Origin of the sequence: Candidatus Rhabdochlamydia oedothoracis, from assembly GCF_019453995.1 — a bacterium.
Classification (GTDB): domain Bacteria; phylum Chlamydiota; class Chlamydiia; order Chlamydiales; family Rhabdochlamydiaceae; genus Rhabdochlamydia; species Rhabdochlamydia oedothoracis.
In genome coordinates, this window is sequence record NZ_CP075587.1 from 100,189 (window position 1) to 115,992 (window position 15,804).

Sequence of the window (15,804 nt, forward strand, 5' to 3'; positions counted from 1 at the left end):
GGGTTTTTTATGATGGTAATTGTGGTTTATGTCATTTTTTTGTGCGCTTCACCCTTTTAAGGATGCAAACACCTTTCGTTTTTTCTCCCATAGAAGGAAAAACCTTTTGCCATCTTGTTCAGACTAAAAACATAAAAACTACACCAGATAGTATCATGGTGTATGAGAAGAAACAGGATAGAATCTATTTCAAAACAGAGGCGATCTTATATATTTTACACTCTTTAGGAAAAGGTTGGAAGTGTTTAGCGTATTTAATTCGTTGTATACCTCTTTGTATAACTAACGCTTTCTATGATTTTATTGCTAAAATAAGAGGCAAGATTTTCAAAAAGCCAAAAACGGCTTGTCCAGTTCTCCCAGAGAACTTAAGAAAATTTTTTAGAGAGTGAACCTTATTAAGCATATTAGACATGCCATAATTGCACACAAAGAAGGGGTTACTCCTTAAACGGAGTAGGTTAAACTCTCCAATATAAAGAGATTTTTTTAAAATCTCAAAACCGCTCATTAAAGAGCAAAAAAAATGAGGAGCAACGATCAGCATCTTGTGCATGATCACGGATAACTTTCTACCCACTGCTAAAGCGGCTTTCTTCATCCCTTTTTTTCGCATAATTTTTAATCCCCAAGCTTTCACTTTACTCCATTTCTTACTTCGTGTGAGCATTACCATTCCGGCCTCAACTAACAAAGACCTAAGTTCATTGGATCCACATTTCGAAATTCTTCCCTGTCTTTGCACCTCTCCAGAGGCATATTGTTTGGGAGTCATACCAAGATAAGCTCCTACTGATTTAGAAGCTTTGAAGCGGGCTGAATCAAAAATTTCTGTTTTAGCTGAATCAAAAATTTCTGTTTTATAGGTTAATGCTGTTACAGGTCCTATGCCAGGAATTGTCATAAGCTGCTTTACTTCTTTATCTTGACTGACTAGTTTAAGCATTTCTTTATCCAGTTTTTCTACTTGCTCGACTATTTTGTCAAAGGTGCTTAATAGAGATGTTATAATTAAGATAATCACTTCTTCCTGCTTTTCTATCTGTTTCATAACAGCAGAGGAAAATCTTTTTGCCCCTACAGCTCCCAATCGAATTCCATAACTTTTAAGTATAGTTATTTAAATCGAAATTGATACAACAGCTTGATCTAAGAGCCTGTTTAAAATCTTTTCAAAAGTAGAGCAATAAAAGCAAGAACCACCATATTCAGGCTTGTAGTAGTTTTCTTTCGCAATTTTCCATAGCCTGCGACATTTTTCTATCCACACAAAAGAACGCTCTACAACCCATCTTTTGGGAATAACTGTAAAAGTATGAAGTGTATTTCTTTTGGCTATTTCTACTATACATCCTAATATCTCCTGCACGCTCTTTGCAAATTTCTCTCCAGAATATCCTCCATCTGCTAAAACATTTTTTACACCAAACAAATGGTTTTTATGTAGTGAAAATGCTTCTATACACCCATTTCTGTCAGTGATATTAGCGGTGGTAATGTGAATCGCATGAGGAAGCCCTTGGGTATCGACTGCTATATGTCTTTTTATTCCTGATATTTTTTTCCCTGCATCATATCCTTATCTTCTCCGCTGTATCAGTATTTTTAACACTTTGAGCATCAATAATTACAAAGCTTATTTTTTCTTTCCGACCACTGCTTTTTCTGACCTCGCCAACCAATTTTTTTTAAAACTATTTCAAGAATACTCTTAGAATTTTTATCATCTTTTTTATTCCAAAGAGGGAAATAATAATAACATAATTCCCATTTAGGATATTCTATAGTTATTTAAAATTTTATTGATAAAGTTGTATATAGTGGTTCCGATTCAATCGTATAGAAAAATATTTTGTTTTGTGTTAAGCTATTGAGTATGAAAAAACTGATCCCTAGCCAGAGAGCTGACTTAGAACACAAGTTAAAGCATCCAAAAGACTATTCTGAACGGAATAGGCTTTGTGTAATTTTGGGCTATGATGAGGGTATCTCAACAAAAAATCTTGCTAAAACACTCCGGATAAGCCCTATCACTGTTCAGAAATACCTCAGAGAATATGATTCCGAAAATAAAACTGGAAGTAGCCCTCGAGGCGGTAGCAAATCAAAACTTTCACAAGACCAAAAAGAGTCTCTACTAAAACACCTACAGGAAAAGACCTATCTTAAAGTCAAAGGGATCATAGCTTATGTGCATGAGCAATATGGGATAAAATATTCCCGAAGTGGCATGACAGATTGGCTCATACAGCACGGATTTGTTTATAAACGTCCTAAAAAGATTCCTGGGAAATTAGATCCTGAAAAACAACGAATTTTCATAGAACAATATAGGGCTTTAAAGGAGACCTTAAACCCTGATGAAGAGATCTATTTCATAGATGCTGTGCATCCTGAACATCAGTCCCAAGCCGTATGTGGATGGATCAAAAAAGGCGTTCAAAAGACTTTGCAGACATCCGGGAAACAATTGCGATTGCATTTTGCTGGAGCTCTTTGCCTGACAGGAATGAAGATTTTTACAGAGGAATATAAGACAGTTGATGCCGATGCAATGCTCGATTTTTTCAAGAAGCTAGAAAAACAGACAGAGGCTCGAATTATTCATGTAATTTTGGATAATGCAAGATCAAACAAAAATAAGAAACTAGAAGAGTTACTGATTCCGCTCTGATCCAAATAGACCCTTTTTTCAGGAGAAATTGCTTCTATCTTTTTTAGATATTCCGCTCTTGCTTCCGCATTCCTTTCCTTATAAAACGCAATCTTTTTTTTCTTGTGATCTTGAGTCTTTTCAAAGCGTAAAAGATTGCTTGCAAAGTCAAACCAAAATGCTTTGCAATCTCTGATAAAAAATGATCGGGGTTTTTTTCTACATAAGCGATTAATCTCTGATCATCAATTTTCTTATAAGTGCTTTTCTTTTTTAGAGGTTCTACGTCTCCTCTTTGTTTCTTACGCTTTACCCATCGGTAGACAGTTGCAATCTCAACTTGAAATAGCTGGCTGGCCTTCATTTTGTCGTTATTTTCTTCTAGGTATTGAAGCACTCGTTTTCTTAGAGCCTGTTTAAAATCTTCTCATTAAGGTATTAATGATAGTTTTCATAAAACCGTTGGAGGTAGTTATGACCCGCTCTTATCCAAGCGATATTTCTCGTAAACAATTTAGCAAAATCCATCTAATACTTGAGTCTACACGCAAAAAAACACGTCCACGAAGAGTTGATCTATATGATATTTTTTGTGGAATTTTGTACATTTTAAAAAGTGGTTGCCAGTGGCGTATGCTACCCATAGAATATCCTAAATGGGAATTATGTTATTATTATTTCCATCTTTGGAATAAAAAAGATGATAAAAATTCTAAGAGTATTCTTGAAATAGTTTTAAAAAAAATTGGTTGGCGAGGTCAGAAAAAGCAGTGGTCGGAAAGAGAAAACAAGCTTTGTAATTATTGATGCTCAAAGTGTTAAAAATACTGATACAGCGGAGAAGAAAGGATATGATGCAGGGAAAAAAATATCAGGAATAAAAAGACATATAGCAGTCGATACCCAAGGGCTTCCTCATGCGATTCACATTACCACCGCTAATATCACTGACAGAAATGGGTGTATAGAAGCATTTTCACTACATAAAAATCATTTGTTCGGTGTAAAAAATGTTTTAGCAGATGGAGGATATTCTGGAGAAAAATTTGCAAAGAGTGTGCAGAAGATATTAGGATGTATAGTACAAATAGCCAAAAGAAATACACTTCATACTTTTACAGTTATTCCCAAAAGATGGGTTGTAGAGCGTTCTTTTGCGTGGATAGAAAAATGTCGCATGCTATGGAAAAATTGCGAAAGAAAACTACATACAAGCCTGAATATGGTGGTTCTTGCTTTTATTGCTCTACTTTTGAAAAGATTTTAAACAGGCTCTTAGATCCATTGAATAAGGTTTAGGCATTTCTCTACCTCCATATATTTTGTTGGAGAAAAATATACAACTTTATCAATAAAATTTTAAATAACTATAAGCCTCTCACTGTATTTTTTAACTGCGTTTGCTGATTGAGGAGAGTTCTTCTCGAACCTAATAAAATGCTTTTTTCTACAGACTCTTGTGGCTTAACAGTGTACTCTTGTATATAGATCTGATCGAAGTGCTTCTGCAATCCCTCGTGCATCATTTTTATCGGTCTTATTTATTTTTAGAGCAAGAATCGGTCTTAGTTTTCTTGCATCCATACAGATGGGATCTATAGCTCTTTCCCTAAATCCAGTGACCAGATAATGAGACAAGGATCCACTTTCAAAACCAACTAGGATTTCTTGAAAATCCCTTTTTGAAAAATAATCTGCTAGTAAATAAGGATCTGTTTTTTCTGAACCTTCATGGACAATCTTACCTTGTTCATTTAATACACAGATAAAAGTTCTTTTCATTGATACATCTAGTCCAATATAACACTTCATGGGTTGCTCCTCATTTTTTTTGCTCTTTAATGAGCGGTTTTGAGATTTTAAAAAAATCTCTTTATATTGGAGAGTTTAACCTACTCCGTTTAAGGAGTAACCCCTTCTTTGTGTGCAATTATGGCATGTCTAATGTTTGGACTACTGGGATATTGGATGAATTTCTTAATTCGGTAAGTATCTTTAAAACAGTAAATTTAATTCAAGATAGTTTCATGTATAGTCTTTTCAAGTTTGAAGTGCACAGAAGAATTAAAAAAAGAATAGGCAGGCGATGAAAGAATCTCTATTGTGATTTTTAACAATCAAACACAAGGAGAGACCTTGCCTAAAGGCTACCATCACCTAACCTATGACCAAAGATGTCAGATTTATATTTTAAAAGCTAGAGGAGATACATCTAGCTCAATAGCAAACATTCTAAAAGTTCATCATAGCACTATTAGTAGGGAACTTAAGAGAAATAAAGGGCAACGAGGATACCGTCATCAGCAAGCTCAAGAAAAAGCATTTCTTAGAAAAAATTCTCAGCCCAATAAAAAAATGACTCCTCAAATAGTTACCCGTATTGAAGAAAAAATCAAGTTGCAATGGAGCCCTATACAAATATCCGGATGGCTTAAAAGACATGGTAAAGAACATGTTAGTCATGAGACCATCTATAATCATATCTGGAAAGATAAACGACAGGGAGGACAGCTTTATAGAGAGCTCCGTCATCGAGGGAAAAAATATAACAAGCAGAGAAAGGGAGCTTCTGGAAGAGGGAACATGCCTGGTCGTATAGATATTAAGCAACGGCCTTGTATTGTAGAAAAAAAGACTCGTTTAGGAGACTGGGAACTAGATACAGTCATAGGGGCAGGACATAAAGGCGTAATTGTATCAATGGTAGAAAGAACTTCCAAGCTAACTAAGCTCGCCAAAGTTTCTCATAAAACTGCAGAGGAAGTAAGTCAAGCGTTAATTGAACAACTTAAACCTATCAAAGATTTTGTACACACATTAACAGCAGACAACGGAAAAGAATTTGCCTATCACCAAATGGTTAGTTTCGAGCTAGAGACAGACTTCTACTTTGCAATGCCCTACCATTCTTGGGAAAGAGGCTTAAATGAGCATACAAACGGACTAGTTAGGCAATATTTTCCTAAAACACAAAGCTTTTTAGATACGACTTCCAAGGATATAGAAAGGGTGGAAACTTTACTAAATAACAGACCTAGAAAGGCTCTCAACTTCGAAACTCCACTAGAAGTGTTTACGAGATTATCTACAAACATGCTATGCTCGGGTGCACAATAGATGTTTTTTCAAGTATTTATATGTTCTTTTTTGTGCACTTCAAGGTTGAAAGGGCCTATTAATAAAAGACTTGATTTCTTATTTTTAATTAAAGTATAAATAAGTTATAAAAAACTTTTAATTAAGATGATTATGAACCTATCTTGAATTGAATATAAATTTTCGCTATGATACCAGATCTTTTTATTTTTTAACTAAAGACAGATGACATGAGCAAGCAAGGATTAAATGAAGAACAGTTTAAAATACTCGAACCTCAAATGGAAAAATGGGTAAATCGTAACCATTATGGAAGAAAATTAGCGCCATGGAGACCTGTAGTGAATACTATTTTCTGGGTGCTTCGGACAGGAGCTCCTTGGAAAGATGCACCTAGAAACAAGGAGTTTTCTCATCCCTCAACAGCACACGCATGGCTTGGAAGAATGCAATCTGCTGGATTTTTAGATCAATTTTTAGAAGAGCTGCTTAAGCTTGCCGAACAACTGGAGTGTATTAATGAATATGACAAGTATAACAAATGTTATTACAATTCAATCAACTACGGTAGAACCTTTCCTAAACACAACCCCTGGAGCTTTCTGCAATAAGAAGTATAAATTTATCCGAGTTGCTGCAGAGCACATAAGTAAATTATGTCTAGCTCTTTTTTATCAAGTAATTTCTTCTTGCTGTAGGATTGTGCACTCTCCTGGTGCCCAGCATTATAAATGTCTGGCTCATTATTCGCTTCAAAAAGCAACAAATTTATTTATCTATATAAAATTTGGAAATGAAATCCTTGATTTCTCTTTGAATACCCCAAATAAAATCAAAGATTTCCGGGAGATTGACGAAATAAAGGCACTAAAAAATTTATATGGCGATACAATTATTAATCAAAGGATAAAAAAAGCACAAGATACTTGCGCCATAAGCAAACTTCGTAGATTAGAAATGGGAAAAGATGGATGCTGTGTAGGCATGAGCTATGATTTTATTTCTAGCTACCTTATGAATGTAAAATTAGCAAAGTCCCCATTAGAAGCTGTTTTCGGTCGTTACAAAGATGGAGCTCCAGATAAGGCTGTGCTTGAACAGATCTTCTATGATGCTAAGAATAAGCTTACCTTTGAAGAATATACAAATAAATACTTCAGTGAAATAGAAGAAGAGATCAAAAGTGAAATAAAAGAAGAGATCAAAAGAAAGTGGGAATCTTTGAAAAAAATGATAGCTAAAGAAAAAATTGCTGCATTAAAACAGATTGAGATAGATCTAGACATTCGGTTAAATAAAGCAGCAGAAGAAATATTATTAAAATACTGTTTAGAAGCAGAAAAGGATATAACAAGCTCTTATGGGCTTACCATAAATATAAATGAAAGTGCTGTTTATACATTCAAAAAAAGGAAAGAAGAACCTTCTTTTGAAAATTTTACAAAAAATTTAATAGCAGGAGTTTATCATATAGGAATTTTACCAGAGAAAGATACGGGACATGCAATGGTCTATATTAAAACAAAGGAAGGGAAACATATTATTTACGATCCTAATTTAGGAATTCTAGCAGTTGCTCCGTCTGTATCCGCAACAAAATTATACGAAATAGTAAAGAGTTATACAAAAGAAGAAAATTTCTATGTTACCTTTTTCCCATGTGAACCTATCTTGAATTGAATATAAATTTTTGTTAAGATGCATGGTTTTTTTATTATTTAACCAAAGAATAACATCTTCTTGCAAGATAGAGCAGTTTTTTCAAAAAAATCTAGTTATGCAATTCTTAATTTGAAATTAAACTAGTATAAATTTATACTTTTAAAATTTCATTGCCCTTATTCGGCTTTTTAAACCAGAGACCTTATAGGAGCTATGGTTTAATGTTTCCGTGAGTGTCTGCATAGAGGTAATCAAACACACTTCTTTTCTAGCGCGTGTAACTGCTGTGTAAAGAACTTCTCTGCCAAAGACAGAAGAGCCTGTTGGAAGCACAATCACAATTTCATCGCATTCACTGCCCTGGCTTTTATGCACAGAGAGGCAATAACCTGCTTCAAAAGCTGGTAGAGCTAAAGCGTCTATTTTGCGATACTCTTGTTTGTTTTGGCGATTATAAAAAATAGCATAATCGGTGGTTTTAAGTTGTTTATCGATTACAGAAGTGGTTTTTTGTCGAACTAGAATTCCAGAGTCTCCATTGTAGAGATCTTGATCTGGACTATTGCGTTGAATGAGAATGGGAAAAACCCATAGGTTTTGTAAAGGAGTGTTTTCAAAAGTTTTTTTTAGTAAAAATTGATTAAGAGCATCTACGCCAAGTGGACCTTGGCGCATACAAGAGAGCAGACGAAAGCAATCAATGTAAGGGATCAATTGCTGTGGATTAGGAGAGATGCTAAAACTATAAGGAGGGATTTTTTTCTGACAGAGATCCCAGATTTTTTCATGGGACAGCCCCTCGCTTAAGTCGATCCATTTGATCTTCTGTTCTTGTAGTAATTGTGTGGCTTTCTTTGTATCTGATCTACAAATAGACTGAGAGAATTCTAAAATAGCAGCAGAGTCTGAACGTAAGACTTTTTTTAGTTGTGTTAAGGGAATTTGTAAGAAAGGGGCTATTTCCACCAGATCTGCAAAAATGCTGCCTGATTCCACAGGGGGTAATTGATTTTGATCTCCAATGAGAATTACATGAGAATCTGTTCGTATGAGAGGGAACAATTTTGCAAATGAAGAAGCATCGATCATAGAGCTTTCATCGATTAAAATGACATCTGCAAGTAAAGGAGTGTTTTGTTTTTGAGCTTTATGAAAAATGGCGTGTAGGGTACCAGATTGCCAAGATAGGGAAGGCAGGATTTTTTGTAGGCTATTTTCTAGCTGGGCAACGGCTTTACCCGTGGGGGCTGTAAGTAGAATACGACTCTCTTTCTGCATACACGCCTGTAAGATAATTTGCGCTGCTGTAAATGTTTTTCCTGTTCCTGGCCCTCCGGTAATTAGAGAAAAGGAATGGGTAAGAGCTAAGAGAACTGCTTGTTTCTGCTCGGAGTTTAATCCATTGGTTAATTGTTTAGGGGCTTCATAAAGGGATTTTTTGTTTTCTAATAAGTTAAGTAAAGAAGAAAGAATTTGATTTTCTTGTATTCGATACTTCTGTAAGTAGAGAAGATTCTTATCTAGGCAGATTAATTTATCCATCTCTTGTGCATTTCGATCAATAAGTGTATCTGGAAGAGTGGTTAAAGCAGAAGAAATGAGTTCATGAGGTATATCTACAAGGCCAATTGCACGGAGTTGTTTTTGCAAAGAGGTATTTTCTAGATGTAAGCTAAGGTGACCTTGACGAGAGATAGAAAAGAGAATAGCAAGTAAAAGAGCTTGATTTTCAGGTCCAAATGGAAGCATTTTTTTTGCAAAGTATAGATCTAAATAACAGAAAATACCTTGTTCTAAAAGAGATTTAAGAAGAGGCCAATGGGAAAAATGATTTTTGGAGGGTAACATGGTTATTCCATAAAGGTGGGGTAAAAGTGATAGAATCTTTTGCCTCGAATGAAGTAATAAATAGCTCCTCCAAATAGATCTGCAAAAGGACGAGAATCAAAGAGTTGTATATGCTTTTTAAGAGCCGTAGCATAAATAGATGCTTGCAGAAGATAATTACAGCGATCCATTTCTATGATTAGAGTTTCTTCAGAATAATCGATCTCGTTAGGACCTAGATAATTGGTTTTCCAATCGAGTAAATAATATTTTCCTTGGTATTCAAAACACAGGTCGATAAAGCCTTTCATCATTCCCTGTTTGACAGGAAAGACAAACTCCATTTCTTGTTGCATTTGATCAGAGGTTAGATCAGAAAGGGAAAGAGAAACCTGATCGATGAGAAGAGGTTCTTCTAAAATGAATAGGATTGTTTGTTCAATCACTTGTTGCCAATCTTTTAATAGAGTATTTTGTAGAAGGGAATGAATCAACAAAGAAATTTTATGGAAATCTATCGGACAGTGATAGCATAGTTTAAAGCATTGCTCTAAAATATGGTGAATGATGTTTCCTGTTTCAGGTCCAAGCGGCATACTGCAAAGTGTATTTTTTTCTATAAAGAGGTGGGTTTGTTTTTCTTGTTTTTTTTCTAATTGGGCTATGGCAGTGAACGAGAGCCAATGTTCAGAAGAGATGTTCAGTAGAGTCTCTTCTGGTTTTATGAGAACAGGATCTACTGTTTTTGAAAAATTCGATAGAGGCTCTATCTGCGTGCAGATGGAATAGGTGACATTGGGTTGCAATTCAGAAACAATGGATGCGATAGAGTCTTGTGTTATTGTAGGGATCAGAGCATAAGTTTTTTGCCAACTTGTCTCTTGAAATAGCCAATTACTCAGGAACAATTCGATAGGAGATGCTTCTGCTAATGGTGTTGGTGTTTGCAACTGGTCTAAAATAACAGGGATATACAAATGGTATTTTGCACGTGTGAGGGCAACATATAATTGTCGCATTTTTTCTGCATCGGCTTCTTCTAAGGCAAGTTGGCATTTAGGATCTTCTAGATCACAAGGAATCAATCGATCTTTAATCGTGATATATTCGGGTATTTTTTGACGAGAGGCTAAAGAAAGAGCAAATACTGCATCAAATTCTAAACCTTTACTCATAAAAACAGTCATTACATGCACACTATCTTCTTCTTGTTGAAAAGGGGTTGCAAAACGGCTTTCTTCTAAGGTATCTTGCATATCGTTTAAAGCTCTGAGCAGAGAAATTTCCCGGTAGCCTTGCATTTCTTTTTCAATGAGCATTTCTGCTAGTATGGTTAAATCTAAATAAAGATCTGTTTGCTTAGAAGAGAGAAGTTTTTGTAAAAGAGAGATATCTGGATCAAAACAGGTATGCAATAGAGAATGAAAAAAACAACTAAATCCCTTTTCTTCCCAAATTGTTTTAAGGATTTGGAAGTTTAGCTGTGCTTGGACAAAACAGAGGTGTTTCCAATCTTGAATCAATTGTTGTTTTGTCCATCCAATGATCGCTGTTCCCAGAGCGGTTTTTATTTTACTTGAATCTGTTGGATCTAATATAGCTGTTAAAATTTCTCTAAAGCCAAAGTAAGCATTTGACTGAGTAAGGGCTACACCTCGTTTAAAGTTGGAAGCAATCCCTTGGCTACTCAGAAAAGAAACTACCCTAGCTGCTTGGTAACGATCTTTAACTAAGATAGCGATTTTAGATTTTGGAGTGTGATAATGGGTTTGTAATTGCTTAATTTCTTGAGCAATGAAGACAAATAGCTGTTGATTTTCTGTGAAGATCGTTGGCCACTTGGCCCTTTTACGATAAGTGGCTTTTGCTATGAATAGATGCATAGGAGCTGTTACATAGGGGATGTTTAAACTGATGGGATGAACAGAATGCACATCTAAATAAGAGCGCAGCGCAGGGATAGGCATCCAATTTTTGGTTTTTGTTAAGAACTTATTTAATACTTCAATGAGAGAAGAAGAGCTTCGATAATTTGTATTCAAGTAACGCAAGTGATCTTTGCCTATTATTTTAGCTGCGGATAAATACGTATATAGATCTGCTTTTCTAAAAGCATAGATGGATTGCTTGGGGTCTCCTACAAGACAAAAAGTTTGCGTTTTTGGTGTGAATAGTTGGTGAAATAGTTGCCACTGAATTTTATCTGTATCTTGGAATTCATCGATGATAATTGCTTGAAATTTATTCTGTATCTGTTCTTTTAGTTCAGGATGCTCAATGAGTGCTTGATGAATTCTTCTAACGATTGTATCAGGGAAATACAGATCTGCTTTTTGTAAAAGCAGTTGGAATTTTTTTTGGCATAAAGCGCAAAGTCTTAGGAAATTTTTTTTGGGATCTTTGGCTTGCTGTAAAAGAGGCAAGAGATGGTTTTGCAGTTCTTTAAATAGATCTGTATAGGAAAAGACAATTGCTTTGGCTCGTATTTTACGATTTGATTCGGTAATTTTTTCCAGAAAAGAATTCTTCATAAGCAGCGTATCAAATTCTTCTAGGGTACAGGTTTTCGCTTCCAGAATTCTTCCCCAAATTTCAGCTTCTTTTATATAGTTTTTATCGGTCATCTGTTTGTAGACAGCGGATAACTGTTGAACTTCTTTTACAAGCTTAGAGCTACACACAGAAGGTAATGTAGGGAGCACGCAGAGAAATTGTTGGTGCAAATCTAAGAAGGAAGGAAACGAATCTAGTTTTTTATCCTCTTTGGTCACTTGCATTAAATGATTTATTAGTTGTTCAAGATTAGACTTGTATTGAGAGAGTAAAAAATGCACTTGGTTGGAGCTATATAGAGGGCTTTTCATTTCTGTGCGTAGAACTTGTTTCACAGCATATTGCAAAGTGGATAAATAAGCGTGTTCATCAGGATCATTAAGATTAAATCCATTTTGGGTTTCAAAGGCAAACTCCTGAATCAACTTATAGCAAAAGCTATGCAATGTATAAATAGAAGTATTGTCAAAAAAGATCAAAGCGGACTCAATTCTTTCTTGCGCTTGTAAAAGCTCAGCATTGCCTTTTTCTAGAATAGCTTTTAAATAATCGGGATCGGCGTTTTTCTCTCGGATATTCTTATAGAGACGTTGTAGATTCTGGCGGATGCGCCGCTTTAATTCACGGGTTGCTTCTCTAGTAAAAGTGACTACTAAAATTTGCTCCATAGCAAGGGGATCTTTTGCTTCAAGAATGAGTCTGGCAACTAGGTGCTCAATGGCAAATGTTTTTCCTGTACCAGCAGAGGCTTCTAAAAAATGCGGGCCAAATATAGGGAGATTGCGATCGAGGATATTAAATTCTTTCATAGAGAACCAATGAGTTCAGAAAATACACTTTGGAATATAGGAGTCCAATAGTTCCAGGTTTCTTGGGCGTCAAAACAAAATCCACGACGCTCTAACCATTTTTCATACGCGTCTTGTATTCTTGTGGAAAGTTGATTCTCATCTAGGAGAATTTTTTCGAAATCGCTTTTAGTCCCTAAAAGCAGAGCTTTAGCCCAATTGGTTTTAAGAGGAGAGATAGTTTGACGAGCGTAAAAAAAATAACTAAGATATTTTTGCATAGATGAAATAGGGTCCTTAATTTCCAGAGGTAAACAAGAGTCGTCTTTCAAAGAAAACAAGGAGGCTTTCATATTCATTTCCGATTGTAGAACCAAATAAATCAGATAAATAGGCCATATTTGAATCAAACCTTCTAAATGATTAGATTCTTTAGAAATAAGTCCTTTTATTGATAGATCTGTTAATGTTCCAATGATATGAATCTTTTGATTTTCAAAAGGGATTTCAATAGCAGGAACTATCCAATTACCACACTTAAGCTGCTCTATTTTTCTACATTCTTTAGATAGGCTAACAGAAAAAAGAGAATTTAGTTGTAGGTCAAAATGTAGAAGGGTTTTTTGCATTTGAGCTACTTCTGACTGTAATTTTTTCAGAGCAAGGTCTTTGAACAATCCAATAGGAAGTTTGCCTTGAGCTTCTAATTGCGCAAGTAGTTCATGTAAAGGTCTTGTACGCACTTCTTTAGTGAAAATAGCTTTTTGATAGTTAGAAAATAAAAAATCACCAGCAGGCTCTTCTTTTTCTAAGAATATCTGAAAGACATCCTGGCAGAAAAACCGAATGGGATTTTTGGCTAGCTTGTACAGCTGTTTTACATCAATTATTGGAATCGTTACAGGTTGTGTCTGATCTTGTGCAAGAAAAGGTTTATTTTGTGAGTTAGGAAAATAATAAGATTTAGCTGCTTGATAATCGATTTGTGATTTTTTTATCTGAGAATGATCTTGAAAGTAGATAGAGTCAAAAGGCAGATTTGGATGGTCGATGATTTGCAGCGCTACACAGGCTTGCAGCTCTTCTATGAGAAAAGAACACCCTTTGGGTTTTTGATCTTTAGAATCTATTCTCTCATAGCTGAATAAAAGATGCTTTTGAGCAGAAAAGAGCGCTTCTAATAATAGATAACGATCTTGCTCTGCGCATGTAGGGATATAATCCAATCCTGGGTTTTGGGATAGTTCTGATAAAGAAGAGCTTTGGAGCATTCGAGGAATGAGCTCTTCGTTCATCCCTAACATCCAAATCACTTGGGAAGGATAGATACAGCCTTCTTGTAAAGAACGGAAATGGATTTGTCTTAAATGTTGTGTTTTTTGGAATTTGGTTTTTTTACGAAGTAGCCGATCCATAATGCGTTCTATGCTCTCGTAATTATGCAAAAGAGAGAGGTTTTGAGATCTTTTTTGCAGCTGTTTGATTTCTCGTAAAAACTCATTATTTTCTACATCAAAATACTTTAATAAAAGGGCTTCTATATATAATAGCCACGATCCAATAGTCATTTTTTCAGATCGCAAGGGCGATAAATCCTGTTGTAAAGACGTAAATACGCACAAAAAGTCGGAAAAAAGCTCTATATCTGTAAGAGCAATCACATCTATAGGCCAGTGAGACTCTAAAGGTTCTAGAGTAACAATGCCTAGTAAAAGACGAGAAATACCAGCATCCCAATTACAAGCCTCTTCTTCTTGACGAATAGAAGCTGTTTTTAACCACTGTTTAATTTGTTTAGACCGATCAAGACTCCATCCTTGTTTTGCACAAAAGATCGTTTCTTCTAACAAGGCATAAATAGAATTTAGAGAAAAGCTTTCATCTAGTACTTTCTTTAGTAAAAGAAAACCGTGAGCTGTGCTATTAGAAAAAATAGGTACATTTTCTATGGTATAAGGTAGTGGATGATTTGCAAAAATCATTTCGATATAAGAGGCGTACAATGTTATATCAGGAGCTAATACGATGATTTGATCAAGAGAAATAGAATTTTTTTGTATAAGAGTTGTAAGAATATCAAAAAGGACTTCTACTTCGCGAAGTTTTGTAGGAGCGCTATGTAATTGTAGGGAAGAATCGGCTTGGGAGATGGGTTTTGTGCGCTCAAAGCAAAGAATCTGTTCTTGCAATTTTTGTAGGTTGTTACTTTCTTTTTTTAACTCGTAGATTTCTGTGCTTGTTAAGGAAAAGAGGTCGAGGTTTTTTAAAAGAGCTCTTCCTAGCTTTCCCCAATTAGCTAGGAGAGGATGCGCTGCTGCATCATAATGATTTAGTTCTTCTCTTTTCTCAATGCTGATTCCTCTTTGAGCTAGTTTTTTTCGTAAGTAGGACCTTTCGCGATCTGTATGAACATCTTCCCAAAAGAGCTCACAAGGAGAGAAGAAATAAAAAAGAGACCCGACTTGTTTGAGTATTTTTAAATAAGAAAGAGGGAGAAAAGAAAACCCAAATACAAAAATGGATCTAGTCTGTGTTTGCAAAAATTGAGTAGCTTCTAGAGGATAGGTCCAGTTAGGGTAAGAAGAGAATATTTGATTCCACAATGTTTGTTGCCAACCTGATTTCTTGATCCAGATAGGTAAAAAATGTAGTCCATAGGCACCATATTCTTCAAATATATTAGACAGTTGATCGCTAAGACCTATAATTCTCTTACTTCTTTTAGACTTCTCTTCACAAGCGATATAGGAATACAGTTTGCTCATTTCATCTTTTTGCCAAGATTGTTCGATAATCTCTTCTAGTACCAGAGAAATTTCTATAGAATCCGGCATTTTTTTCCCAAAAGGAAATAGCCATTCATTGATGGCCTGTTTTAAAGAAAGAAATTGGATTCCTGTAACAATTTCCAGCTCTTTTGCAAAAAAACCAATTAGATATTCCTTAATGGATTGACTAGGTGTGATAATGATTTTTTTACTAAAGGGATGTGTCGAAGAAGCAATTAGATCTTGTTTTAGTTTATCGGCAAGACTTTCTATATTTTGGCTAAATGTACAAGGTAGAGCTATTGAAGGACAAGAGATCTCTTCTTTACAAGATTTCATTCTCGCTCTCTTTTGTTGAGCTTGTTATAGTGTATGGGAAGAATCCATTTTAATCTTAGTATATTATTCTTATGTGTTTTAGACAGCTTTTTAAAAGGATCCCCTCTTTTTCCAAAAC

General features: G+C 35.2%; 11 protein-coding genes and 2 pseudogenes. 6 read left to right on the plus strand and 7 right to left on the minus strand.

Features of this window, described 5'->3' with window-relative positions:
- The first annotated feature begins 62 nt into the window (after nucleotides 1-62).
- Nucleotides 63-392, plus strand: a complete 330-nt coding sequence (locus RHABOEDO_RS11325) for a DCC1-like thiol-disulfide oxidoreductase family protein (protein ID WP_350339720.1) — start codon at nucleotides 63-65, stop codon at nucleotides 390-392.
- On the opposite strand, the gene RHABOEDO_RS00490 is transcribed toward RHABOEDO_RS11325, so the two are convergent.
- Nucleotides 293-1,090, minus strand: coding sequence for a transposase (locus tag RHABOEDO_RS00490; RefSeq protein ID WP_220017644.1), 798 nt, complete (start codon nucleotides 1,088-1,090; stop codon nucleotides 293-295). The two genes, RHABOEDO_RS11325 and RHABOEDO_RS00490, sit on opposite strands and share 100 nt — an antisense overlap.
- Before the next feature lie 71 nt (nucleotides 1,091-1,161).
- Nucleotides 1,162-1,782 (minus strand): annotated as a pseudogene (locus RHABOEDO_RS10640) (IS5 family transposase); the annotation flags it as partial.
- A gap of 94 nt (nucleotides 1,783-1,876) precedes the next feature.
- Between RHABOEDO_RS10640 and RHABOEDO_RS00500 the strand changes: the two are divergent.
- Complete coding sequence (locus RHABOEDO_RS00500) at nucleotides 1,877-2,674, plus strand: IS630 family transposase (protein ID WP_220017645.1); 798 nt, start codon at nucleotides 1,877-1,879, stop codon at nucleotides 2,672-2,674.
- A gap of 43 nt (nucleotides 2,675-2,717) precedes the next feature.
- Here the strand turns inward: RHABOEDO_RS00500 and RHABOEDO_RS00505 are convergent.
- Nucleotides 2,718-3,059, minus strand: a pseudogene (locus RHABOEDO_RS00505) (IS630 transposase-related protein); the annotation flags it as partial.
- Between the two features lie 68 nt (nucleotides 3,060-3,127).
- Here RHABOEDO_RS00505 and RHABOEDO_RS00510 point away from each other — a divergent pair.
- A protein-coding gene (locus RHABOEDO_RS00510; protein ID WP_220017852.1) for an IS5 family transposase occupies nucleotides 3,128-3,920 on the plus strand; the annotation gives its coding sequence in 2 pieces (ribosomal slippage) (nucleotides 3,128-3,391 and nucleotides 3,393-3,920; 792 coding nt in all).
- A 197-nt stretch (nucleotides 3,921-4,117) separates the two neighbouring features.
- Here RHABOEDO_RS00510 and RHABOEDO_RS00515 read toward each other — a convergent pair.
- Nucleotides 4,118-4,465, minus strand: a complete 348-nt coding sequence (locus RHABOEDO_RS00515) for an IS110 family transposase (RefSeq protein ID WP_215217486.1) — start codon at nucleotides 4,463-4,465, stop codon at nucleotides 4,118-4,120.
- Nucleotides 4,466-4,756: 291 nt separating this feature from the next.
- Between RHABOEDO_RS00515 and RHABOEDO_RS00520 the strand changes: the two genes are divergently transcribed.
- The 3 genes from RHABOEDO_RS00520 to RHABOEDO_RS00530 all read left to right on the plus strand — a co-directional run bounded on the left by RHABOEDO_RS00520 (nucleotide 4,757) and on the right by RHABOEDO_RS00530 (nucleotide 7,429).
- Entirely contained in the window at nucleotides 4,757-5,770 is a 1,014-nt protein-coding gene (locus RHABOEDO_RS00520) for an IS30 family transposase (protein ID WP_220017647.1), read from the plus strand.
- A gap of 209 nt (nucleotides 5,771-5,979) precedes the next feature.
- Complete coding sequence (locus RHABOEDO_RS00525) at nucleotides 5,980-6,360, plus strand: transposase (RefSeq protein ID WP_220017648.1); 381 nt, start codon at nucleotides 5,980-5,982, stop codon at nucleotides 6,358-6,360.
- Between the two features lie 91 nt (nucleotides 6,361-6,451).
- The gene (locus RHABOEDO_RS00530; RefSeq protein WP_220017649.1) at nucleotides 6,452-7,429 is read left to right on the plus strand and encodes a hypothetical protein; all 978 of its coding nucleotides are present in this window, start codon (nucleotides 6,452-6,454) and stop codon (nucleotides 7,427-7,429) included.
- Nucleotides 7,430-7,570: 141 nt separating this feature from the next.
- Here the strand turns inward: RHABOEDO_RS00530 and recD are convergent, their stop codons facing one another.
- The 3 genes from recD to RHABOEDO_RS00545 are packed head-to-tail and all read right to left on the minus strand — an operon-like array spanning nucleotide 7,571 to nucleotide 15,686.
- Complete coding sequence (recD, locus tag RHABOEDO_RS00535) at nucleotides 7,571-9,259, minus strand: exodeoxyribonuclease V subunit alpha (protein WP_215216704.1); 1,689 nt, start codon at nucleotides 9,257-9,259, stop codon at nucleotides 7,571-7,573.
- Between the two features lie 2 nt (nucleotides 9,260-9,261).
- Complete coding sequence (locus tag RHABOEDO_RS00540; RefSeq protein WP_215216703.1) at nucleotides 9,262-12,600, minus strand: UvrD-helicase domain-containing protein; 3,339 nt, start codon at nucleotides 12,598-12,600, stop codon at nucleotides 9,262-9,264.
- Complete coding sequence (locus RHABOEDO_RS00545) at nucleotides 12,597-15,686, minus strand: exodeoxyribonuclease V subunit gamma (RefSeq protein ID WP_215216702.1); 3,090 nt, start codon at nucleotides 15,684-15,686, stop codon at nucleotides 12,597-12,599. Before RHABOEDO_RS00545 ends, RHABOEDO_RS00540 begins: the two co-directional genes overlap by 4 nt.
- Nucleotides 15,687-15,804 lie beyond the last annotated feature (118 nt).